The 23,445-nt window shown below is 65.5% G+C and carries 20 protein-coding genes; 9 read left to right on the top strand and 11 right to left on the bottom strand.

The genetic code is table 11. From position 1 onward, the window contains the following. Positions 1-2 precede the first annotated feature (2 nt). A complete protein-coding gene (locus tag ACUYV6_RS10425) occupies positions 3-1,934 on the bottom strand; it encodes a glycosyltransferase (RefSeq protein ID WP_449278605.1) in 1,932 nt (643 codons plus the stop codon). Between the two features lie 258 nt (positions 1,935-2,192). Between ACUYV6_RS10425 and ACUYV6_RS10430 the strand changes: the two genes are divergently transcribed. After that, positions 2,193-5,168, top strand: a complete 2,976-nt coding sequence (locus tag ACUYV6_RS10430; RefSeq protein ID WP_449278606.1) for a hypothetical protein — start codon at positions 2,193-2,195, stop codon at positions 5,166-5,168. Between the two features lie 5 nt (positions 5,169-5,173). Continuing rightward, positions 5,174-5,695, top strand: a complete 522-nt coding sequence (locus ACUYV6_RS10435; protein ID WP_449278607.1) for a ribonuclease H family protein — start codon at positions 5,174-5,176, stop codon at positions 5,693-5,695. 13 nt (positions 5,696-5,708) lie between these two features. Here ACUYV6_RS10435 and ACUYV6_RS10440 read toward each other — a convergent pair whose 3' ends face one another. The 8 genes from ACUYV6_RS10440 to rpsB all read right to left on the bottom strand — a co-directional run bounded on the left by ACUYV6_RS10440 (position 5,709) and on the right by rpsB (position 11,497). Continuing rightward, complete coding sequence (locus ACUYV6_RS10440; RefSeq protein ID WP_449278608.1) at positions 5,709-5,945, bottom strand: ATP/GTP-binding protein; 237 nt, start codon at positions 5,943-5,945, stop codon at positions 5,709-5,711. Positions 5,946-6,020: 75 nt separating this feature from the next. After that, entirely contained in the window at positions 6,021-6,647 is a 627-nt protein-coding gene (locus ACUYV6_RS10445) for an aggregation-promoting factor C-terminal-like domain-containing protein (RefSeq protein ID WP_449278609.1), read from the bottom strand. Between the two features lie 83 nt (positions 6,648-6,730). Further along, the gene (locus tag ACUYV6_RS10450) at positions 6,731-7,330 is read right to left on the bottom strand and encodes a DivIVA domain-containing protein (RefSeq protein ID WP_449278610.1); all 600 of its coding nucleotides are present in this window, start codon (positions 7,328-7,330) and stop codon (positions 6,731-6,733) included. Further along, complete coding sequence (locus tag ACUYV6_RS10455; protein ID WP_449278611.1) at positions 7,327-8,244, bottom strand: phosphatidate cytidylyltransferase; 918 nt, start codon at positions 8,242-8,244, stop codon at positions 7,327-7,329. The genes ACUYV6_RS10450 and ACUYV6_RS10455 overlap by 4 nt, the downstream gene beginning before the upstream one ends. Before the next feature lie 5 nt (positions 8,245-8,249). Continuing rightward, entirely contained in the window at positions 8,250-8,804 is a 555-nt protein-coding gene (gene frr / locus ACUYV6_RS10460) for a ribosome recycling factor (RefSeq protein ID WP_449278612.1), read from the bottom strand. Between the two features lie 52 nt (positions 8,805-8,856). After that, positions 8,857-9,576 carry a UMP kinase gene (gene pyrH / locus ACUYV6_RS10465; RefSeq protein WP_449278613.1) on the bottom strand — a complete coding sequence of 240 codons (720 nt, stop codon included), beginning with the start codon at positions 9,574-9,576 and terminating at the stop codon, positions 8,857-8,859. Positions 9,577-9,711: 135 nt separating this feature from the next. Then, complete coding sequence (gene tsf / locus ACUYV6_RS10470) at positions 9,712-10,542, bottom strand: translation elongation factor Ts (RefSeq protein WP_449278614.1); 831 nt, start codon at positions 10,540-10,542, stop codon at positions 9,712-9,714. A 64-nt stretch (positions 10,543-10,606) separates the two neighbouring features. Beyond that, positions 10,607-11,497, bottom strand: a complete 891-nt coding sequence (rpsB, locus tag ACUYV6_RS10475; protein ID WP_449278615.1) for a 30S ribosomal protein S2 — start codon at positions 11,495-11,497, stop codon at positions 10,607-10,609. A 295-nt stretch (positions 11,498-11,792) separates the two neighbouring features. On the opposite strand from rpsB, the gene ACUYV6_RS10480 reads away from it, so the two are divergent. Genes ACUYV6_RS10480 through ACUYV6_RS10495 form a run of 4 tightly spaced genes read left to right on the top strand, consistent with a single transcriptional unit; the run spans position 11,793 to position 16,066 of the window. Then, positions 11,793-12,179, top strand: a complete 387-nt coding sequence (locus ACUYV6_RS10480; RefSeq protein WP_449278616.1) for a YraN family protein — start codon at positions 11,793-11,795, stop codon at positions 12,177-12,179. Next, positions 12,176-13,843, top strand: a complete 1,668-nt coding sequence (locus tag ACUYV6_RS10485; RefSeq protein WP_449278617.1) for a YifB family Mg chelatase-like AAA ATPase — start codon at positions 12,176-12,178, stop codon at positions 13,841-13,843. The genes ACUYV6_RS10480 and ACUYV6_RS10485 overlap by 4 nt, the downstream gene beginning before the upstream one ends. Further along, positions 13,840-15,123 carry a DNA-processing protein DprA gene (gene dprA, locus ACUYV6_RS10490; protein WP_449278618.1) on the top strand — a complete coding sequence of 428 codons (1,284 nt, stop codon included), beginning with the start codon at positions 13,840-13,842 and terminating at the stop codon, positions 15,121-15,123. The genes ACUYV6_RS10485 and dprA overlap by 4 nt, the downstream gene beginning before the upstream one ends. A gap of 10 nt (positions 15,124-15,133) precedes the next feature. Continuing rightward, positions 15,134-16,066: a tyrosine recombinase gene (locus tag ACUYV6_RS10495; protein ID WP_449278619.1), complete on the top strand. Its 933-nt coding sequence runs from the start codon at positions 15,134-15,136 to the stop codon at positions 16,064-16,066. A 128-nt stretch (positions 16,067-16,194) separates the two neighbouring features. Here ACUYV6_RS10495 and ACUYV6_RS10500 read toward each other — a convergent pair whose 3' ends face one another. Both ACUYV6_RS10500 and ACUYV6_RS10505 read right to left on the bottom strand, forming a co-directional pair. Then, on the bottom strand, positions 16,195-16,818 hold the full coding sequence (locus tag ACUYV6_RS10500) for a M23 family metallopeptidase (RefSeq protein WP_449278620.1): 624 nt from the start codon (positions 16,816-16,818) through the stop codon (positions 16,195-16,197). 199 nt (positions 16,819-17,017) lie between these two features. Beyond that, a complete protein-coding gene (locus tag ACUYV6_RS10505; protein WP_449278621.1) occupies positions 17,018-17,341 on the bottom strand; it encodes a DUF2469 domain-containing protein in 324 nt (107 codons plus the stop codon). Between the two features lie 110 nt (positions 17,342-17,451). Between ACUYV6_RS10505 and ACUYV6_RS10510 the strand changes: the two genes are divergently transcribed. From ACUYV6_RS10510 to ACUYV6_RS10520, 3 genes are read left to right on the top strand one after another with little or no spacing between them, the layout of a single operon-like run. Continuing rightward, entirely contained in the window at positions 17,452-18,180 is a 729-nt protein-coding gene (locus ACUYV6_RS10510; RefSeq protein WP_449278622.1) for a hypothetical protein, read from the top strand. Then, complete coding sequence (locus tag ACUYV6_RS10515; protein ID WP_449278623.1) at positions 18,177-19,868, top strand: DNA polymerase Y family protein; 1,692 nt, start codon at positions 18,177-18,179, stop codon at positions 19,866-19,868. The genes ACUYV6_RS10510 and ACUYV6_RS10515 overlap by 4 nt, the downstream gene beginning before the upstream one ends. Then, on the top strand, positions 19,868-23,395 hold the full coding sequence (locus ACUYV6_RS10520) for an error-prone DNA polymerase (protein ID WP_449278624.1): 3,528 nt from the start codon (positions 19,868-19,870) through the stop codon (positions 23,393-23,395). Before ACUYV6_RS10515 ends, ACUYV6_RS10520 begins: the two co-directional genes overlap by 1 nt. Positions 23,396-23,445: the final 50 nt, after the last annotated feature.

Here is a 23,445-nt window from a genome sequence, read left to right on the forward strand (position 1 = left end):
ACTTACTTCCTCGCTCCCACTAGCTCACTGGTCGCGCCGAGAATCTGAATCTTTTCACCGCTGTCTTCGCTCGGCACGAAGAACAGCATCTGATGGGCCAGCTGACGCACGAGCTTCGGATGGCTCCCCTCAAGGCCCGACAGCGCTGAGACGCTGCCGACAGCAGTCGGCTTCCAGTTGTCTTCGCCAGCCTCGGTGCGCTCCTCGATCACGGTCGCCGCGACGAGCGCGCCATCGGTACCCGTCGACAGGCTCACTGTGGGCTCGCCACCCTGCTCAGCTACGACGGAATAGGTCACCTTCTGGTCTTCGTCGTCAGCCGCCTTCTGCGCCTGGCGCACCCAAGCCGACCCGCTCTTCTCGAGCAGCACATCATCGGTGAGGTCGAACAGCTTCGCGTCTTCCTCCTCGGTGCCGTTCACGAGGATCTTCGCATAGGTCTCGCCCACACGACGCGGCTCGAGCGCCAACGACTGCAGATCATCGGGAAGCAGCGCAGTTCCCTCGCTCACCGGAGCCGCAGGAGGCATCGCGATACCGCCGCGCAAGGAGATCACCCTGGATACCAGGAAATTCTCAAACGGTGAATCCTGCCGCAGGATCAGCGCGAGCGACGGAGAATTCTGTGCGGATTCCTCGGCGGCCGAATCATCAGCAGGGGCATCCTCACCGTTCTCCTCGTCGCCCGTATCGTCGCTTCCGGTCTCGCTCGTCGACGCGACGGTGACGAAGAGCGTGCGCGGCCACCCCTCGGTGCTCTGCACGAGCTCGTACCCGAGAGCCTCGTCAGTGATGGTCGGCGGCACGATCTCGTAATCGGGAACCGACTTGCGGATCTTATAGTTCGCCTCGCGCTGCGCGAGCGCATCACCGGTGAAACGTGCCGACAACTCGTCAACGTCGAGGTTCTCGTCTCCGACCGCGGCGGCCTCGGCTACGCGCGTCAGAATGCGATCAATCTGCCCCTCGGTCACAGGAACCGGGGCAGCGTTCTCGTCGGCTTCCGGCTCCGCAGTCGCTTCGACCTCGGCCTGCGAGAAGTCCGGCCAGTACCCAGCGGAGCAAGAGGACAGTCCGAGCGCCAAACCGAGCCCGAGGGCAGGCACGAAGATCTTCGAGGAGCGACGAACCGATGCCCGAACACCGGTGCGCTGCAGGGAGGTGCGCTGCAGGTTTCGCTTGCGGGAGCCGCCGAACATATTGCGAATGCCCTGCAGCGGCCCCTTGCGCCCGCGACGCGGCCCCAGACCGCGCCGATCGTGGTCGAAGGCCAGGAGGTACAGGATTCCGCCCACGAGTGCGAAGAGTGCTCCCCCGGCCAGCAGCGGGCCGGCGAGCGGCGTATTGCGATCCTGCATCCATGACACCGAGATGTCTTCAGATACCGGCGCCTCACCGTCTGTCGCAATGAGCACGGACTGGCCCGAGCTCAGGGATACGGGCATACGTACCGTCTGCTGGCCCGTCGAATCCTCCTCGGAGGCCTCAGTGTCGCCATTCTGGCCAGGATTCGTGCTGCGTTCCTCGAGCCAGAGATCGCTCCCGCGCGGATTCACGGGATCGGCCTGAGCTCCCTCGGACTCTCCTTCGTCCGACGCATAACTGATCTCAGGATCTCCCGGCAGCACAGTGGCCACCAGCTCATTGCCGCTGCCGGCGGTGAGTAGCTCCCGGTCGAAGGGCGCCACCCAGGCCTCGACGTCGCGGGTTGCCCCCACGGCCACGAACGCATCAGTGCCGGAGACGACCACGTTTGCCTGCCCTGGTTCGGCATTGAGCTCCTCCGCGGGAATCACCGCGTACGCAGCAGACCCGGCGCCGCTCGCCTGGTACGAGATCTCAGCGGGACCCGCAAGGAACGTACGCTGTCCGATACCGAGGAGGAGGAGCACACCGGAGAGAACGAGCGCCGAAATCGCAAAAACGTATCGCACGGTGGCTCCTCGGTTGATTCGTATCTGTTCTTCGCTGCCGAGGGTGACCCGGGGCAGGACGGAACCGTGCCGGGCGGCCCGGATCCGATTCGATATGCACTCAACGGTACCGGAGGGAGCCTGAAGAATGGTGCGCATCGAAGTCTCGAAGGTCAAGCACAGGCCCGAGAAGCATGAAACCAGTATCATGGTCGGGCAAGGCCGCTGGCACCGGTGATCGGCTGCAGGCGCCGATGTAGCAACCAACCCGGAGGGCCTGTGTCTGAGGCAGCATCGCAATTCTCGTCCGCATTTCGCGGCTACAACCGCGACGAAGTGGACGATCGCGTCGGCTCTCTCGTCCAGCACATCGAGACGCTGCAGTCCCATCTCGAATCGCTGCAACAGGCGCACCGGCACGCGGCGCAGACCGGCGAAGAGCAGCGTTCGCTCATCGCTGATCTGCAGGAGCAGGTCGCCGAGCTCGGTGCGAGCGGCTATTCGGGGCTCGGCCTGCGTGTGGAGAAAAGTCTCCAGGCAGCTGAGGATCACGCGCAGCGGCTCATGGCCCAAGCCGATCTCGACGCGGAGAAGCTGCGCCGCTCCACCGAAGAGGAAACGCAGCGGCTGCTCACCCAGGCCCAGCAGCGCGCCGACGAGATCATCAGCACCGCGAATGAGCAGTACGAGGTTCTGATCACCGGTGCGCGCACCGACGTCGCACAGCAGTCCGCCGCCGCGAATACCGAGCGCGAACGTCTCCTCGAAGAGGCTCGCACCGCACTCGAGCAAGCGAAGGCGTCCGCCGAGCGTGAGAGCTCGACGGTGCGGGAGCGAGCTGAGCGTGCCGCCGCATCAGCACTGACGGAGGCCGAGTCGGAGGCGACCCGCCTGCTCGAATCGGCCCGCAGCGAGGCCGCGCAACTGCGCGCCAAGAACGAACGCATCGCCGAGAACCTTGAACGGGACCAGGCCGAAGCACGACGCGAGGCCGAGCTCGAACGCAGCCGTCTCGCACACGAAGCAGAACAGGCGCGGGCCGAGTTCGAAGCAAAGCAGCAGCGCGAGGAAGCCGAGCTCGAGGAACGATTCACGGAGCGCAGCCGCACGCTCGCCGACGAGGTCGAAGCGCAGAAGCGCACCCTCGCCACCGAACTCGAGAATCAGCGCGCGCGGATCGCGCAAGAACGCGAAGAGCACGAGACTGCGATCGCCGACGAGCGTGCCCAGCACGATCGAGCTCTCGCCGCTGAGCTGAGCGCGCACGAAGAACGTCTCGCCCAGCAGCAGAGCGAACAGCGCGCCGAGCAGCAGCGATCCGCCGAAACCCACCGGGTGCGCCTCGCCTCATTGGGAGAGCAGGCAGAACGTGAACGCACGCGCGCTGCCGAACAGCTTGCGGCCCGCCTGACCGAAGACCGTGAGGCCCAGGAGCAGCAGCTGTCCGCCGAGCTCGAGCAGCATCGATCGTTGCTGGCCGGAGAACGCGATCATCATGACGCAAGACTGGCCGAGGAGCGGGAGGCGCACGAACGCGCGCTCGAGACCGAGCGCGAAGAGCACGAACAGCGCATCGCCACGGAGCGCGAGGCATTCGATGCCGCTCTGGCCGAAGAACGCAGCCGACACGACGAGCGCATCGCCACGGAATCCGAGAGCCATGAGCAGCGCATCCTGCGTGAGAGCGAGACCCACGAGCAGCGCATTGCCCGTGAGAGTGAGGCGCACACTGCTCGCCTGACCCGAGAGTCCGAGGCCCAGGCCGCGCGACTGACCGAGGAGCGGGAGACGCAAGAGGCGCAGCTCGAGCGCGAGCGCGAGGAACAGCGAACCGAGCTCGCCTCCATCAAGGAGCAGCAGGAAGTCGACCTCGCGAACGCCCGCGAACAGCAGGAACTGCAGCTCACCACACAGCTCGAAGAGCACGAGGCCCGATTGCGGGAAGAACTGCAGACTCACGAGCGACGTCTCGCCGAGGAGCGGGAGACCCACGAGCAGCGCATCGCCACCGAGCGCACCTCCCAGGCCAGACGGCTCGATGAGGAACGCAGCGCGCTTGCCCAGGAGCTGGCCGCCGAACGCGAACACCACGACGCGACCATTGCGCAGGAGCGAGCCGAGCACGATCAGCGCCTCGCCGCTGAACTGTCCGAGCACAAGCGCACCATCGCGGATGAACGAACGGCTCACGAGGCCGGTCTCGCCGACGAGCGCACGATGCAGCAGCAGCGCTTGGAGGCGGAATTCTCGGAGCATGAGCAGCGCCTCGCCGACGAGCAAGCAGCGCATGCCGAGAAACTGCGCATCGATCGCGAAGACTCGCTGACGCACATCGGCCTGCAGCGGGAGAGCCTCGAGCTCGAGATCGACCGAGAGCGCACCAAGCTCGCAGCCGATGTCGCACGAGAGCGGGAAGAACAGGAGCGTCTGCTCGCCGCGGCTGCCGAGCAGCAGTCTGAGTCCCTGCGCAGTGCACGCGAAGCCGCTGAAGCCGCGATCGAGCGCGAGATCGCCGCGAAACGCGCCGAGGTGATCGAGGAGACCGATCTGCTCCGCACCAATACGGTCGCTGAACTCGCAGAGCAACGCGCGCAGCAGGAGGCCGAGATCGCTGCGCTGCGCGACCGCACCCATGACGAAGTCCGTGAGGAACGCGACCGCATCGCCGAGGAACGGAGCACCTTCGACAAAGATCACGCCGAGCGCCGCGAGACGCTTGAGCGCACGCTCGCAGAGCGCCATCTCGAAGCAACCGAGACCCTGCAACAGCAGGTCGAGAGCGCCCAGGCGGAACTCGCGCGACTGCGTTCCGATCTCGACCGGGCACGGGAAGAGCATCTGCGTCTGACAAGCGATGCCAAGCAGCAGGCGCTCCGTATTCGCAGCGATGCCGAGCAGGAGGCCACCACCATCGTGCAGGAGGCCCAGCATCGGGCACACGTCACCTTCACGAGCGCAGAAGATCGTGCGACGAAGGTGCTTGCCGCAGCGGAAGACCGGATGGCTCAGCTGAAGGTGGAACGGGGTGCCGTCGCCCGGTATTTCGAGAGCCTGGGCGAAGTCATCACCAACGCTCAGAAGATGGGTATCGTCGCGCAGAACGCAACCGACGTCACTGTCACACCGAACAGCCCAGACGCACCGAACATCCCGGACGCGTCGAGCACGCCGGGGAATCCCGTGAGCTCGGACGATTCGCGCGACGCAGCGAGCGTTGCCTCGGAGTCGCAGCAGTCCGATCACTCGGAGGCGTAGCACGCATGACGATCACTGCTGCAGCAGACGGCTCGGCACTCGGCAATCCTGGCCCTGCCGGCTGGGCCTGGTACATCGACGATGAGCGGTGGCGCGCTGGCGGCTGGCCGAGAGCCACCAATAATCAGGGCGAGCTCATGGCCGTCCTGGATCTGCTGCGCGCAACTTCCGAGCGCGCGTCGGAGCCGCTCGTCGTACTCTGCGACAGTCAGTACGTCATCAACTCTCTGACTCAGTGGATGCCGGGATGGAAACGCCGAGGCTGGCGCAAAGCCGACGGCAAACCCGTACTCAACACAGATCTGCTGCAGCAGCTCGATGAGGCGCTGCATGAGAGACAGGTGCGCTTCGAATGGGTGAAGGGTCACGCAGGTCACCCGCTCAACGAAGCCGCCGATCTCCGGGCTCGGAACGCAGCGACCGCGTTTCAAGCGGGGATCGCGCCCGACTACGGGCCGGGACTCGGCGGGGATCCTGCACCAGCGATCGAAATCGAATCCCCCGCTGCGCCTCCCACGCTTTTCTGAGCAGGTCTCCCCGTTAGAGCATGCCCCAGCAGTGCGCGTGATAGTGCCTGCGGTCACGTACCGCGGCCTCGTCTCCGAAGAGATGCTCGGCGCTCCAGGCGACCACATGCGCTTGGCCGACCGGCACCTCGAGCGAACAGGCCGGGCAGCGATAGGTTTTTTCAGCCCGGTGCACCGGAATCTCGCGGACGAACCACTCTCGCCCTGAGCGCCATTCCTTGCGCGCTCCTCCGTGCGCCAAACGAGTCACATCACGGGGAGGATCCTGCGCCGCCCGCTGATACTTGCTCGGTCCCCGTCTACGCCCCACGGCCGTACCCCATGGTTACCACCAGTGGTTGGAAGACCAGAACGCATAGGCCTTGGCCCAGCTGCCGTAGCGGCCGGTCGCATAACCGTTGGCCCACTTCAGGTTGTCGACAGGGTCGAAGCAGCTTCCGGGAACTTTGCTGCAGGGAAGCGCCTGCACGAGCCCTGAGGCGCCGGAAGAGGAATTGACCGCGTTCGGATTCCAGCCGGATTCCTTGCTCACGATGTAATCGACGTAGCCCCAGTCGCTTTCGGCGATGCCGGCCGCCTTCATCCATTCGGCCGGCGAGCCACCGCCGGTGTACTTCGGTACCTCCTGCGCACCGGTCTCGACTGCTTCTTCCGCGCCTTCGTTCTCGTCCGGCTCCGGTTCGGGTTCGGGTTCCGGTTCGGGCTCTTCGAGCGGCGAGATGCCGAGATCAATCTGCTGCGTGCCGGCCGCTTCGGGCACGAACTCCTGATGCAGCCGCTGATCTCGCGTCGCGAAGAATACAGCCTCCGCAGAGGTAGGCACTTCCATTGCAAATGGGGCCACGACTGCGGTGCCGAAGAAGGCCACCACAGTAACCACTGCACCAATGCCTCGCACCCGTGCCCATGCGGTGAGCGAGCGAGACTTTCGAGGAGAGGTGGCGGCATTCACGATGCCCTCGAGTCTAGCGCAGCGTCGTCTCCCAGAACACCGTGCGGCGATCAGACTGCATCAATGCAACCACGCCAGGTCATTCAACGGGTTGCCAGGATGAGCTCGACCACGCTGTCGAGCAGAGCATCGACCTGCTCCTCGTCGTAGCCGCGCAGCTGCGAATGGAAGACGACGTCGCGCACTTCAGACGGCTGCAGCGGGAGCTCCTTGTTCTCGAGCATTGCAGACACCCGGTCGAGGAATGCGTCGACCTGAGTCTTGCGATAGCCGGTCGCGAAGATACCGCGCACGCGGAATCGCTTGCCGCGGGGCCGCTGCAGCCTGCCTCGCACCTCAGAGAGCAGCTGACGAGTTTCCGCCCACCACGCGTCCTCTCCGAGCGCCCGCATCTTGGTGCGTCGTTCGCGCTCGTAGAACACTTCCTCGAGCCGATCCATCGCGGCATCCACATAGCGGGCCGCGTACCCGCCCTTCTTCACACCGAAGGCAGTACGCCGCACCTCCTCCGAGCTGACCGGAGAGCCGACAAGGCTGCCACCCTCGTACGTCGACCGTGCCCGATCAAGGAAGTCCTCCACCTGCTCCGGGTCATAACCGAGCTGCTTCTTTCGAGCAAGCGGGAACGCGGTGTGCCCGCTCTGCTCCCCTGACTTCGGTTCCGCCGTCGTGTTCGTATTCATGCCAGTACCCCCAGGCTCAGCGCGACGCCATAGACCCCGACGGCCGACGGCAGAAGAGAATCGAGGCGGTCAAGGAAGCCGCCGTGTCCAGGGATCCAGGTACTCATGTCTTTCACCCCGAGATTGCGTTTGATCAGAGATTCGGTGAGATCGCCACCCGTAGCAGTCAGCAAGACGACCACGCCCAGTACGAGCCCGACCCACCAGGGCTGTTGCAGCGCCGTCACCGATACGATGACGCCCGCCGCCGCCGCGATCACGGCGCCTCCCGCGAAGCCCTCCCAGGTCTTGTTCGGGCTGATCCGCGGCGTCATCTTGTGCCTGCCGAGGGTCACGCCGGCAGCGTAGGCACCGATATCGACCGAGACGACGACCAGAACCAGCGAGAAGACCCACCACTCGCCGCGCTCAGCCTGCAACAGCAGTATGGCGAACGAGCCCAGAAAGGCGATGTAGACCAGCGTGAAGAGGCCCGAGAACACATCCCGGACCACAGTACGTGCCGGCGCCTCCCAACGCGGTAAGAGCGCCTCGACGAGGCGCCACGCGGTCAGCAGAAGCGAGCCCGCGAACAGCCCGAGCAGCATGCCTTCGGCTTCACGGAAGTAGGCCCCTGCGACGATCACGAGCCCACCGATGACGACCCCGACGCGCGGCACGCGCCGCCCGGCTACCCGGAATGCTCCCGCCAGTTCAACGAGCGCAATCGATACCAGTGCGGCAACCAGCACGACGAAGAGCTGCTTCTGAAAGAAGAGGCTCGCCAGGAACGCCGCTGCGAAGACGACCCCGGATACGACCGCGAAGAACAGGTTTCGACCCGCGCGTGCTTCGATCTTGGCGTTCGTCGCCTCGAACTGGGCTCGCCTGGACTCGAGATGCGCTCGAATGTCGCCCCGCGGGTCGCCGGACATGGAGGTCAGACCTCCAGCAGTTCGGCTTCTTTGCGCTTCATCGCATCATCGATCTGCTCGACGTACTGCTTGGTCAGCGCCTCGAGCTCCTTCTCTGCGCGGGCGACATCGTCTTCGCCGACCTCGCTCTTGAGCGCGTCCAGGTCGTCCTTCGCACTCCGTCGCACGTTGCGCACCGCCACGCGTGCGTCTTCTGCGCGGCCCTTGACGATCTTGACGAATTCCTTCCGTCGATCCTCCGTGAGCTCCGGAAGCGCAACGCGAATGACGTTACCGTCGTTCGAGGGGTTCGCCCCGAGGTTCGGCATATCGCGGATGGCCTGCTCAATGTCCTTCATCGCACCCTTGTCGTACGGAGTGATGAGCAGACTGCGCGCATCCTGGTTCTGCACCGAGGCAAGCTGCGGCAGCGGCGTCGGCGTACCGTAGTAACTCACCTGCAGCCCCTGCAACAGGGACGGGTTCGCACGCCCGGTGCGCACGGTCGCGAAGTTCTCCTTCGCAGCCTCGACTGCTTTCGTCATGCGCTCTTCGGCGTCTGCGAAGACCTCATCAATCACGGTGTTCTCCATTCTCCGCGCGAAACGCTTCCAGCATATCGGCGCGCGGTCCTCAACTGTGAACCAGGGTGCCCAACTGCTCGCCCCGGATCGCGGCTGTCACATTACCCGCGGGCTCCATCCCGAACACACGCATCGGCATGCCGTTGTCCATGCAGAGGCTGAACGCGGTCGAATCGACGACCTTGAGCCCTCGCACAAGCGCATCGCCGTAGCTGATCTGCTCGATGAGGGTCGCGTCGGGATGCTGGTGCGGATCGGCGGTGTACACACCATCGACACCGTTCTTGGCGACGAGCACCTGCTCGGCATGGATCTCGAGCGCGCGCTGCGCAGCAACAGTGTCCGTGGAGAAGTAGGGCAGCCCTGCGCCAGCGCCGAAGATCACGACGCGGCCCTTCTCCATGTGCCGGATGGCACGCAAGGGAATGTAGGTCTCGGCGACCTGTGTCATGGTGATCGCAGACTGCACTCGGCTATCGACCCCGGCCTGCTCCAAGAAGTCCTGCAGCGCGAGCGCATTCATGACGGTACCGAGCATGCCCATGTAGTCGGCCCGGGCACGATCCATTCCGCGCTGCGAGAGCTCAGCACCCCGGAAGAAGTTGCCGCCACCGACGACTACGGCAACCTCCGCTGAATCCGCGGCCGCCGCGATCTCACGCGCGATCTGGCTCACCACGTCAGGGTTCACCCCCAGCGTTCCGGCTCCGAAGGCCTCACCCGAGAGCTTGAGCAGAACGCGACGCTTGCGGGCAGTGGACTCGGACATGTATTGACTCCTTCGGTGGTGGGCTGTTCTCCAGCTTAGAGGTTGAGTTGCGGTAGCGACTGACGCGGCTCGCGGCATCCGTGCGCAGCGCAAGGGCCCGGGTCGTTGTCACGACCCGGGCCCTTGCTGAAGCGGTTAGGCTCCGACCTTGCTGCGGGCGAACCCGGTCACGGTGATGCCTGCGGCATCCGCGACCTTCTTCACCTCGCGCTTGTCAGCGTCGAGCGCGTGGACCTGCTCGTTGAGCGCGACCTGCTTGAAGAACGCGGTCAGGCGACCCTCGACGATCTTCGGCAGGGCGGCCTCGGGCTTGCCCTCGTTCTTCGAGATCTCGGTGACGAGCGCGCGCTCCTTCTCCACGTCGGCCTCGGGCACGTCCTCGCGGTTCAGGTAGAGCGGGTCTGCGAACGAGATGTGACGGGCGATGCTCAGTGCGGCATCGGCGTCGGCGCCCTCGTAGCCCACGACCACGCCGATCTGCGGGGGCAGATCCTTCGAGGTCTGGTGGAGGTAGACCGCCGTCGCCGGAGCCTCGACCCGTGAGACCTTGCGCAGCACAATACGCTCACCGATGATGGCGGCCTCGTCGGTGATGACCTCGCCGATGGTGCGCCCCTCGGCGGGTGCGGCCAGCGCCGCCTCCGTGTCTGCGGCACCCGCGGCGACGATCGCGTCGAGTACGCGGTCGGCGAGCGCGATGAACTTCTCGTTCTTCGCGACGAAGTCAGTCTCGCAGACGAGCTCGATCATCGTCGCAGCACCCTCGGACTGGCGCACGGCGACGAGACCCTCGCTCGCCTCGCGGTCGCCGCGCTTGGCGACGCCCTTCAGACCCTTGAGTCGGAGGATCTCGATGGCCTTCTCGATGTCGCCATCCGCCTCTATGAGAGCGTTCTTGCTGTCGAGCATGCCGGCGCCAAGACGCTCGCGCAGCTCCTTCACAGCAGCCATGCTGACTGCAGCCATGTGTGTCTCCTTATTCATTCATCCTGCGCGTGGCACAGGATCTACGGTGATGTGCGGGCGATCTTTACTCGGCGGCGGGAGCGGCCTCGGCGGGAGCCTCGGTCGTCTCGGCCTGAGCTTCAGCAGCTTCGGTGTTCTCCGCCTGGGCCTCGGCCTCAGCAGGTGCCTCGGCGGAAGCCTCTTCGGTCTTCTGCTCAGCGTTCAGCAGCTCGACCTCCCACTCAGCGAGCGGCTCAGCAGCAGCCTCGGATCCCTCGGCAGGCTTCTGGTGGCGCTCCATGAGCCCCTCGGCCGCGGCGTCGGCGATCACACGGGTAAGCAGCGAGACGGAGCGGATCGCGTCGTCGTTACCCGGAATCGGGTAGGTGACCTCGTCGGGGTCGCAGTTGGTATCGAGGATGGCGATCACGGGAATGCCGAGCTTCTTCGCCTCATCGATGGCGAGGTGCTCCTTCTTCGTGTCAACCACCCAAAGCGCCGACGGCGTCTTGGTCATGTTGCGGATGCCGCCGAGCGACTTCTGCAGCTTCTCGAGCTCGCGCCTCTTGAGCAGCAGCTCCTTCTTGGTGAAGCCGGTGGTGCCACCCTCGAAGTCGAGCTGCTCGAGCTCCTTCATGCGGTCGAGACGCTTGGTGACGGTCTGAAAGTTGGTCAGCAGACCACCGAGCCAGCGCTGGTTCACATAGGGCTGGTTGACACGATCGGCCTGCTCGGCGATGGTCTCCTGGGCCTGCTTCTTGGTTCCGACGAAGAGGATGTTGCCGCCGCGGGCGACAGTGTTCTTCACGAACTCGTAGGCCTCATCGATGTATCCGAGCGACTGCTGGAGATCGATGATGTAGATGCCCGAGCGCTCAGTGAAGATGAAGCGCTTCATCTTGGGGTTCCAGCGGCGGGTCTGGTGTCCGAAGTGGACGCCGCTGTCGAGCAGCTGGCGAATGGTGACGACGGCCATTGCCGTTCTCCTGTTCTGCGCACCCCGATGGGCGCGCGCTTGCGGTTATTATTCGGCCGCGGGTGCGGCCTAATCCTGGTGCCCGTGGTCGCCGCCGCTTCTAGTGAAGACCGGTGGCCGCGATCCATGTTTCGGGCACGCGAAGTCACCTCGCACGAGGTGCTCCGAGTAGTTTAGCACCGCTTGCCACGCTCATGCCTCACATCCCGCTTTCGCGGCCGATTCCCTCCACAGCACGTGCTTTCCCGTGTATTCCACTACGCCGAGAACGGAGGATGGTCGCAGGAGGTACCGCATGAACAGCTCACAGCCCGAACGACCCCGGTCCCGCGAGCGGCGCCGGCTCGGAGCCCACGGAGAAGAGATCGCGGCCGCGTACCTCGCCGAGCAGGGCTACCGGATCCTGGCCCGCAACTGGCGCATACGCGAAGGCGAACTCGACATCGTGGCGCTCGATACGGAGTGCATCGTGGCCGTCGAAGTAAAGACGCGTAGCGGAACAGGATACGGTTCCCCGCTCGAGGCGATCACCGCGACCAAGGCCAGCCGCTTGCGACGGCTCCTCGGCGAATGGGCCCGCGAAACCGTCCCGAATACTCAGGCGCTGCGGATCGACGCCATCGGCATCACGATGCTGCCCGGGGAGCGCCCGCGCATCGATCACCTCCGAGGCATCGGATGAACGGCACCGTCAGCCGCGCTGCGGCAATCGCGCTCACCGGGCTGGAGGGCACGGCCGTGCTCGTCGAGGCCGCCGTGTCACAGCAACTGCCGGGAATGGCAATCATCGGCCTGCCCGATACTGCGCTCGCCGAAGCGAAACTGCGGGTTCGTACCGCCACGACCCAGGCGCAGCTCCCGCTCACGACCCGCTTCCTCACCATCAACCTTTCTCCGGCTTCGCTCCCGAAGCACGGTTCCGGTTTCGACCTCGCCATCGCACTCGCCGCACTCGCCGCCTCCAAGCATCTTCCCGCAGAACGGCTCTCGCGCACGGCGCACATCGGAGAACTCGGGCTCGACGGTGGGCTGAGACGCCCGGCCGGTCTTTTGAGCGCCGTCCTCGCCGCCCAGCAACTGGAGTTTGACACCGTCATGGTCCCCGAAGTCTGCGCGCAAGAGGCAGCCCTCGTACCCGGTATACGGATCATCGCGGTTCCGCACCTGAGAGGAGCCGTCGCCTGGCACCGCGGCGAACATCAGGGCTGGCGCGTCGCCGATGAGTCAGAGCATCGCAACGCAGAACAGCACGGCACTGGGCCCCACAGCACTGGGCCCCACAGCACTGGGCCCCACAGCACTGAGCGCACCGGCACCGAGCACCACAGCACCAAGCAGCGCAACCACTCCCCCTCGGCGGAGCCCGGCCGCGAGCGCACCGCGCCCGACATCTCCGACGTGGTGGGCCAACCGGAGGCCGTCGAAGCGCTCACCATCGCGGCCGCAGGCAGGCACCACCTTTCGATGATCGGCCCTCCCGGGGCAGGCAAGACGATGCTCGCCACACGCCTACCGACGATCCTGCCCGACCTCACGCCCGAGGAGTCACTGACCGCGAGCAGCATCGCATCGCTCGGCGGTTCTCCGCTGACCGGGCTCATCACCCGACCGCCCTTCGAGAACCCGCACCACACCGCGTCGGCCGTCTCGCTCATCGGGGGCGGAGATAGCCGGGGTGTGCGTCCGGGCGCGATCACACGAGCCTGCTACGGCGTGCTCTTCCTCGACGAGGCCCCGGAGTTCTCACGCACGACGCTCGACGGGCTTCGAGAGTCGCTCGAGTCGGGCACTGTCGAGATCCACCGTGCACGCGTGCGCACCGCGCTACCGGCACGGGTGCAGCTCATTCTCGCTGCGAATCCGTGCCCGTGCGGCAACGCCGGGTCTCCGGATCGGGCGACTCCGTGCGTCTGCACGCCCTACACCAGGATGCGCTACCAGCAGCGCATCTCGGGGCCGCTCAGCGATCGCATCGACCTGCGGCTCATACTGCGCCGTGTCTCGAGTGTGCTGCACCGAATCGACGACGAACCACGGCTCACCAGCGCAGAGCTGCGGGATCGCGTGACCGCTGCCCGAGCCCGAGCCACGGAGCGGCTGCACAACACTCCCTGGAGCACCAACGCCGAAGTCAGCGGCACCTGGTTGCGCAGCGAGAAGATGCGGCTTCCCGCAGACGACACCACCGTCATCGATCGCGCAGTGGCTCGCGGAGCGCTCACCGCACGCGGCTACGATCGCACGCTCAGAATCGCCTGGACGATCTCCGACCTCACCGGCTCCGAACGCCCCGGTCGCAATGAGATTGCCCGCGCGCTCGCACTGCGCGGAGGGAATCAGCCATGACCAAAGACGCATCACCGGTACGCGCAGACGCAGAGCTGCTCACGAAGATCGCAGCGCTCGTGCCCCACGAAGACGATGCCGTGACACCCCTCACGCAAGATCGTGCGAACGGCCTCCTCGCACGCATCGTCTGGTCACGCCTGCTCGAGCCGGGCGACCGCATCGCCGGAACCCTCACCGCAGCGCTCGGAGCCGAAGAGCTGCTCCGCCTGGTCGCTACAGGAGCAACACCACGGAAGATCCTCGCACTCGCGACAGAGGCACACCCCGATCTCGATCTTCCCCAACGCAGTATCACCGCCGCGCTCACACGTTGGAGACCCCGGCTCGACCGCTCCAAGACCATCGCAGATATCGAACTCGGAATCCGTTGCGGCTTACGCATCCTGGACCCGGAAAGCAGTTTCTGGCCGGCATCACTGGATGACCTCGGCGCGCACGCACCGCTCGCACTGTGGCTGCGCGGAGATCCTCGATTACTCTCCTCCTGCGCCCTTGCCGTGGTCGGCGCGCGCGCCGCGAGCAGGTACGGAACCGAAGTCACCGCCGAGATCGTCGAAGGCGTGTGCGCCGCCGGAGCGCCGATCGTCTCGGGTGCCGCGTACGGCATCGATGCCGTTGCGCACCGCACCGCACTGGCATGCTCCGCCCCGACCATCGCAGTACTCGCTGGCGGGCTCGACCGTCCCTACCCGGAAGCGCACCGGGAGCTGATCGAGCGCATCGCCACGAGCGGAGCGGTCTGCTCCGAACTCGCCCCGGGGTCCGCGCCGACCCGATGGAGATTTCTGCAGCGCAACCGACTGATAGCGGCGCTCGCCGCAGGAACGCTCGTGACCGAAGCAGGGGTCCGATCCGGCTCTCTCAACACAGCAGGACACGCAGCCGAAACTGGCCGCGCCCTCGGAGCGGTTCCAGGCCCGGTCACGTCGTCGACTTCCAGCGGCTGCCACTTACTGATCCGTGAGTACGGTGCAGCTCTGGTCGCCTCAGCGTCTGACGCGCTGGAGTTGCTCGGTCTCTCTGCTGATCCGGAGATCGCTGCCGGGTCAGACCGGACCGCTTCGGCGGAATCACGCCAGCCCGCAGCGCATCGGCGCCTACTCGATGCGCTGCCGCTTCGCGGAACCCGCACGCTGCCGGAGGCAGCCGGGCTCGCGGGTCTCACCGTCGATGAGGCTCGCAGCACGATGGCCGAGCTCGAACTGCTCGGTTTCGTTTCCCGCAGCGAAACGCCGCTCGATTCCGAGACCCGTTGGGCCCTCGAACGACGACAATGAAGGTATGCGAATGGCGGATGCGATAGCGGGGTTCCTCTCCGCGGTGGAAATCGAGTACGGGTACTCGCCCCATACGCTGCGCTCCTACCGACGGGACCTGCGGTCGTTCGCCGAGCACGCTGAACAGCGAGGAACCATCGAGATCAGCGGCCTCGATCTCGACCTCATGCGCGACTGGCTCTGGGAACGGCAAGAGGCCGGTCTCGCCCCGAGCACCATCGCCCGCAATGTCGCCACGCTGAAGTCGTTCGGCGGATGGCTCGAGACCGCTGGCCTCGTCCCGGGCAACCCGGCATCCCGCCTCCGCGCCCCCAAACGACCGCAACAGTTGCCGCGAGTACTCGCCGAGGAACAGATCGCCCGCATCCTCGAGCGCGCTGCTGGCCGGGCCGCGGACGGCGACCCGAGTCAGGTTCGAGACCGCGCAATCCTCGAACTGCTCTATGCCACGGCACTGCGAGTTTCTGAACTGTGCTCCCTCACCATCGCCGGCCTCGACTTGCGCGAACGCCTCGTCCGTGTGATCGGGAAGGGAAACAAAGAACGCGTCGTTCCCTTCGGCGCCCCCGCGGCTACGGCGCTCACCGCCTACGTCGAAGAAGCCCGCTCCGCCCTGGCCATGCGCGCGGACTCGGATGCAAGGCAGACCGAAGCCGCACACGCTGCTCCGTCACTCTTCCTGAATAATGAGGGCCGGCCTCTCGCCTCTCACACCGTCTACCGACTCGTCGCCCGGGAACTCTCGCAGGAGCCGGGAAGCGGCCCCCATGGCCCGCACACGCTCAGGCATACCGCAGCGACCCATCTCCTGAACGGGGGCGCCGATCTACGCGTCGTACAAGAGGTACTCGGCCACTCCAGTCTGGCAAGTACTCAGGTCTACACGCATGTCTCCACCGAGCGCCTCGCACAGGCCTATCTGCAGGCGCACCCACGGGCCTGACTCCGCAGATGCGCGCCTGCCGGTCAGCCCTCGCCGCCTCATCCCTCTGCGTATGACTCCCCATTCGCTGCGCTCTGACTCATTGTCCACCGTCCTCGATGCATCGGTCGCTGCTCATTGATCGGCCATCATTGCTCGGCCCACGGCAGCAGTTTCGGTCGTTCAAGAAAGAAGCGCAGCGGATTCACATAGTCTCCGTTGACTCGGACACCGAGGTGGACGCAGGCATCATCGCAGTGTCCACCAGTTCCCACTCGTCCGAGTAACTGTCCCTGTTCGACTGCATTCCCTTTCGATATACCGCTTGCACTGAGCTGCTCAACAGGTTCGAGCGATACCACTGTTCGTTCATCGATCCGGATCGACACCACCCCGCGATCAACAACCCGCCCCACGAACGACACCGTGCCACCTGTCGGTGCCACCACTTCGAACCCCGGCTGCGCAGGGAGATCAACCCCGCGGTGCCCCGAACCGAAACGGTGCGGTGGGGCGCGGAACGGTGAGCTGACCCTCACGGAACCGCCAACTGGAACGGTCCACAGGTCGCGATCGGGAGCTACGGCCATCCTCGATACTGCAGAACTCGCCGTAGTGCCGCTCCTCTGCTGCACAGTCGCCACGGAACCCACGCTGAACCCCGGGAACATGTTGGACTCCGGGAGCGCACTGAATATCGGGACCACACTGAGTGCGCTGATCACGCAGATCAGAGTCGTGCGGAGCCAGAGTGTGGCGGGCAAGATCGGCATGGCCTGACTCTGCCAGGCTCAGCCGCCCCAAGAGCTGCGAGGCGGCGTTCTGTGGAGAACATCCGCAATCGCCGTGCACAGATACGCTCTGTGAGGCAGGATCAGCAGGCAGGGTGAGAAGGTAAAGCCACAGGCAGCAACCACAAAGCAGGAACACGCACGCTCGACGAGCACGCAAGCTCACGCGTGGAGCACAAACTCACTCGTCGAGCGCAAGCTCCTCGGGAAGCTTCAACTCCCGGGTCGTCAGTTCCTCGACGTTCACATCTTTGAAGGTGAGCACCCGCACTGCTTTGACGAAACGGTCGGCACGGTATACGTCCCACACCCATACGTCATGCATCGAAAGCTCGAAGTAGTAATCGGCACCGGCGTCCTGACGCTTCAGCTCAACCTCGTTCGCCAGATAGAAACGTCGCTCGGTCTCCACGACATACCGGAACTGGCTGGCGACGTCACGGTATTCGCGGAACAGCGAAAGCTCGGCTTCGCGTTCGTAATCGTCCAGGTCATCCTCGTTCATCATCCCCATCCTACGCGTTCCGCACGCTTCTCGCGGGCACCTCCAAAACACCTGCCGAACTCCTCGGAGCGTCGATTGACATATTCGAACATATATTCGAATATGTGTGCATGTCCTCCGCCCCGACCGTCCGAGAGCTGCAGCAGCGCATCACCGAGATGCAGCCGGTGCGGCTGGGCGAGCACGTGCTTCCGACGGCCCCCGAGATCGCCCCTCTGCTCCCCGACCGCGCGCTCCGTCCCGGCGCGAGCTACGCAGTGCACGGCTCGACGATGCTCGCGATGGCGCTGCTCGCAGAGGCGTCATGCCATGGTTCCTGGTGCGGAGTCATCGGTGTCCCTCACTTCGGCGCAGAAGCCGCCGCTTCACTGGGCGTGGCGCTCGACCGCTGCGTGATGATCCCTCAGCCCGGTGCGCACGACCTGAGCATCGTCCATTCGCTGAGCGAGGTCTTCACGCTCCTCCTCGTACAGCCATCTTCCAAGCCCTCTGCAGGCGAAGTCGAACGCATATCGGCGCGACTGCGCGACCACGGGGCGGCACTCGTCGTGCTCGGCGATTGGCCCCGTACCGATGCCGCGTTACAGGTCACGGAGTCGTCATGGTCGGGTCTCGACACCGGCCACGGGATCTTGCGCATCCGTGATCTCACCGTACAGGCCAGGAGCAGGAAAGGGCTCGTCCGCCGTACGCTGCGCTTCGCCGACGGTGCAATCGTGCCGCATCTCACCGCACCCGGCCGTTTCCCCGCCCCGCTGCCGCTGCATCCGAACCATCCCGAGCACGCCGGGCGATCCAATTCCGCTAATCATGCATTCGCCGAGGGTGCGACCGCATGAGTCAGAATCATCTACCGAATACTTCGCGCTCAGGCAGTCCGCCGCCGCGAGTCATCGCGCTCTGGGTCCCCGACTGGCCTATCCGGGCGCGCATCATGGAACTCGTCGAGCAGAAACTCACTCCGCCTCCGCCCGACCGCCCTGTAGCCCTGCTCAGCAAGAACCGGGTCACCGTCTGCTCTGCGGCGGCTCGAGCAGCCGGAGTGCGCGTCGGCCTGCGCGAGCGCGAGGCGCAGGTCCGTTGCCCAGATCTCGAGCTGCACCCCCACGCCCCCGCCACTGACGAGCGTCACTTCCAAGGAGTGCTCACGGCGATCGAGCAGATCATCCCAGGCGTTGAACCGGTGCGTCCGGGCCTGTGCCTCATGCGGGCTCGAGGGCCAGCACGCTACTTCGGGAGCGAGGCCGCAGCAGCGGAAGAAGTGCTTCGCACTCTGGACAACATCGATATTCCCGAGGCTCGTGTGGGGATCGCCTGCGGCCGCTTCGCCGCGGAGCATTCGGCCAGGTCCCCGTCGTCCATGCCGCACATCGATACGCCTTTCCCGAACGTGCACATCGTTCCCGAGGAGTCCACCGCTGCGTTCCTCCACGGGCTCCCGGTGGAACGCGCCTGCGACGAACGTCTCTCCGAGGTACTCCGCAGCCTTGGCATCCACACCCTCGGGGCACTTGCCGCACTACCTGCGCCAGCGATCGCGGAGCGCTTCGGACCCCCCGGAGTCGCGGCCCATCGCCTTGCGAGCGGCGCAGACCCCGGCCCGTCTTCTGACCCCGAGGTTTCACCGCGCACGCCGCCCGTGGAACTCTCAGATCAGATCGAGTTCGACCCTCCAATCGACGGAGCAGATACGCTCGCCTTTGCGTGCAGCTCATTCGCTGATCGTTTTTCCCAGCGTGTGCTGCAGCAGGGACGTGTGTGTACCGACATCCGCATCGAGCTCGTGGATGACATTGGAGTTCGGCATGAGCGGCAGTGGACGCACCCCCGCCACTTCACCGGCTCAGATGTGCTCAACCGCATCCGCTGGCAGACTGCCGCACTGCCTTCCGCACCGGAACGCACCGGTTCCGGCATCGTCCGAGTCTCGCTCGCCCCGATCCGCACTGCACGCGCAGCCGATCATGAACCCGGTCTCTGGAACGACGAGGCCGACGCTCGAGTACATCACCATCTCGGCCGCGTGCAGAGCCTGCTTGGCCCGGAAGGGGTCGTGAGCATTGAACTGACTGGCGGACGCATGCTCGCGGAGCGCACCCGCACCGTCCCCTGGGGAAGCCGCGCGGGAGCACCGGGGAGCGGCGCAGGAGCACCGGGAAGCCGCGCGGGAGCACCGGGTCGGTCTGGGCCGTCCATGCCCTCCGGATCTTGGCCGGGGGCCCTTCCGCCTCCCCTGCCGTCCACGGTCTTTGACCCACCCCGGCCGGTCGAATTGCGTGACGCCACCGGAAACACCGTCGGCATTGATGATGACGAGTTGCTCTCGACGGCTCCTGCGATGCTGCATCTGCGAGACGTGCAAGACGGTGGCCCGGTATCAATGTGGTCTGCGCCTTGGCCTCTTCGAGAACGCTGGTGGACTCGGCGCCCCCACCGTTTTCGCTTGCAGATAGTGCTGCACGATGGGGAGGCGTGGCTCCTGGTGCACCAGCGCGGTTCCTGGTTCGCGGAGGGGCGGTACGACTGATGAAGTGGAGCAGATCGCATCTGTCTTGGAGCGAGTTCGAGCGCACCCTCTCAGGCCGCGCCGGACACGAAGACACAGGTCTCACCGAGCACACCGGCGCCGCAGAGCGCACAAACATAACAGAGCGCACAGACGCAGCAGAGCACACAGATCGGCAGGATCCTCCCCCTCCCCCGATAGATCCCACCGAACATGTGCCCTACGCCGAGCTGCACGTGCATTCCCACTACAGCTTTCTCGACGGAGCGTCGTCTCCCGAAGCCCTCGTCGCCGAAGCAACCCGGCTCCGCCTCTCCGGGCTCGCGATCACCGACCACGACGGTTTCTACGGAGCCGCCCGCTTCGCCGAAGCCGCCGAGATGCAAACGCGCACCGACCGGGAGCAGGCGGAGCAGAACGGGGAGCCCGTTCCCCCAGGTCTCCTCACCGTCTACGGAGCGGAGCTCTCGCTCGGCCTTGATGCCCCGCAACTCGGTGTTGCCGACCCGGCGGGCTCCCACCTGCTCGTACTTGCGCGCGGTGCCGAGGGCTATCGACGTCTCGCAGGTGCCATCACAGAAGCGCAGCTCTCAGGCGGGGCGAAGGGCCGCCCAATCTACGACCTTGAGCAACTCGCCGAGCAGTCCAGCGGCGAATGGGTGATCCTCACCGGCTGCCGCAAAGGACACGTGCGTCGCGCCCTCGACCACGCGAGCACCCGTGCTGAGGGTGAGGCCGCGGCCGCTCGCGAGCTCGACCGTCTCACTGCGCTCTTCGGGCGCGACCGCGTCTTCGTGGAGCTGACCGACCATGGCCATCCGGGAGACGACGCCCGGTGCGACCGCCTCGCCGAACTCGCGCGCAGCGCACGACTGCCGGCACTCGTCACCGGCGCCGTGCACTACGCGCATCGAGGCCACGCATCGCTCGCAGAGGCTGTCGCCGCGGTACGTGCCAGACGCAGCCTCGACGAACTCGACCCCTTCCTCCCCGCAACCGGAACCGCGTATCTCCGTTCCGGCCGCGCAATGCTCCGACGTTTCGCCCGGCATCGCGATGCCATCGCGCGTACCGTCCCACTCGCCCGTGAGCTCGCATTCCCGCTGCGGTCAGCCCGCCCTGATCTGCCGTGCATCCCACTGCCTGAGCCGCACACGCAGATGAGCTGGTTGCGTCGCCTCGTCTTCACAGGCATGCAGGAACGGTATGAGCCTCACGAGCACGAACACGTACGCGAGCGCCTCGAACGCGAACTGCTCGTGATCGAGCAGAAGGATTTCCCCGGCTACTTCCTGATCGTGCACGACATCGTGCAGTACGCGAGGCAACGGGGCATCCTTTGCCAAGGCCGAGGATCCGCAGCGAATTCGGCCGTGTGCTACGCGCTCGGCATCACCGACGTCGATTCGGTCTTCTACGACCTGCCTTTCGAGCGCTTCCTCTCGAGCCTGCGCGATGAGGAACCAGATATCGATGTCGACTTCGACTCGAATCGGCGCGAGGAAGTCATCCAGTACGTGTATGAGCGCTACGGTCGCCGCGGTGCAGCCCAGGTATCGAACGTCATCAGCTACCGACCGAAAGCTGCCCTACGCGATGCCGCGAAGGCACTCGGCTATGGCCCCGGGCAGCAGCGCGCCTGGACTCGGACGGTAGAGAGTTGGAGCAGCATTGGTGCCGCAGGATCAGCCGAACGCGCATCGGGCGTTCCGGAGCCCGTGCTCGATCTCGCCAAGCAGCTCCTGAAAGCACCACGACATCTCGGCATCCATTCGGGCGGCATGGTGCTCACCCGGCAGCCAGTCGGCGAAGTATGCCCCATCGAGCACGCACGCATGGAGAACCGCACCGTGCTGCAGTGGGACAAAGACGACTGCGCCGCGATGGGGCTCGTGAAGTTCGACCTCCTGGGACTCGGCATGCTGCACGCGCTGAGCACCATGATGGATCTGATCAGCGAGGCGACCGGCGAATCATGGACGCTCGCAACGATTCCGAAGGAGGAGGCCGCGGTCTACGACATGCTGTGCCGCGCCGATGCGATCGGCGTATTCCAGCTTGAGAGCCGTGCCCAATTGAACACGCTGCCACGCCTGCGCCCCAGAAGCTTCTACGACCTCGTCATCGAGATCGCTTTGATCCGGCCCGGCCCGATGCAGGGCGGCGCTGTCCACCCGTATCTTCGGCGGAGGAGCGGACAGGAGGATGTTGATTACCCGCACCCCCTCCTGATCCCGGTACTCAAACGCACGCTCGGTGTCCCGCTTTTCCAAGAGCAGCTCATGCAGATGGCCACCGCCGTCGCCGACTGCACTCCTGCGGATGCGGACCTGCTGCGCCGCTCCATGGGTTCGAAACGCGGCAAGGAGAAGATCGACAGCCTCCGCAAGAAGATGTTCGCCGGCATGCAGGAGAACGGCATTGCAGATGACGTCGCGAAAGGCGTCTACGCCCAAATCGAAGCGTTCGCCGATTTCGGCTTCGCCGAAAGCCACTCGATCAGCTTCGCGCTGCTCGTCTACGCGAGTTCCTGGTTCAAGCTGCACTACCCCGCGGCCTTTCTCGCGGGTCTCCTCCGTGCGCAGCCAATGGGCTTCTACGCGCCGCGCACACTCGTCGAAGACGCCAAGCGGCACGGCGTCGAAGTGCGAGGCCCCGACGTGCAGTTCTCGGGTGTGCAGGCCGGCCTCGAGGCGATGCAAGAGGCGACGCAAGAGGCGACGAGCACGGACCGGTCTCCCAGCCCCACCGGTCTGCCGGAATGCGCGGACAGCAAGCAACCGCAGGTCCCCGAGTTCGATCCCGATGCACCCGATGACGGTGCTCGGCATCGTCGCGACGGCGCCTACGCGGTCAGGCTCGGGCTTGCGGAGATACGCGGCATTGAAGAGGGTACTGCGCAGCGCATCGTCACTGCCCGCGAGGTCGCCCCGTTCTCTGACCTCGCAGATCTTGCCCGTCGCGCTGACCTCGATCGTGCTCGGATCGAAGCCCTCGCTTCCGCCGGTGCCCTCGCGAGCCTCGACCTCGACAGGCGCGAAGCACTCTGGTCGGCCGGTCCCGCTGCAGAGAACCGCGAACGCTTCCTCCCCGGCATCGCAGTAGAGGTGCAGCCGCCGCTCCTCCCCGTACTCACTCCGGCAGAGCAAACCGCGCTCGATCTCTGGTCCACGGGGATCGTCTCCGGCATGCATCCGGTGGCGCTGCTGCGTGGCATGCTCGATGCCCGTGGTATCGTCCGCTCGGATCGTATCCTGGAGGCCCCCGTCGGTTCCCTCATCGAAGTTGCGGGTCTTGTCACGCACAGACAACGGCCGGGTACGGCCGGTGGAGTCACCTTCCTCACTCTCGAAGATGAGAGCGGCAGTGTGAACATCGTCACCTGGGCGAATATCTGGCAACGGTATCGACTCGTGGCCCGATCCTCACCGGCTCTCATCATCCGTGGCCGACTCGAGCGCACCGCCGAGGGAGTTGCCAATGTCATCGCCGACCGGTTCGAACCGTTGCCGTCGCCGAACGGAGTCTCCTCCCGCGACTTCCAGTGAGGTAGCGGAAGCCCCCGGCGACGGTACGCGACTGCGGGGAATTCCGGTTC

The organism is Leucobacter sp. GX24907 (assembly GCF_053567335.1).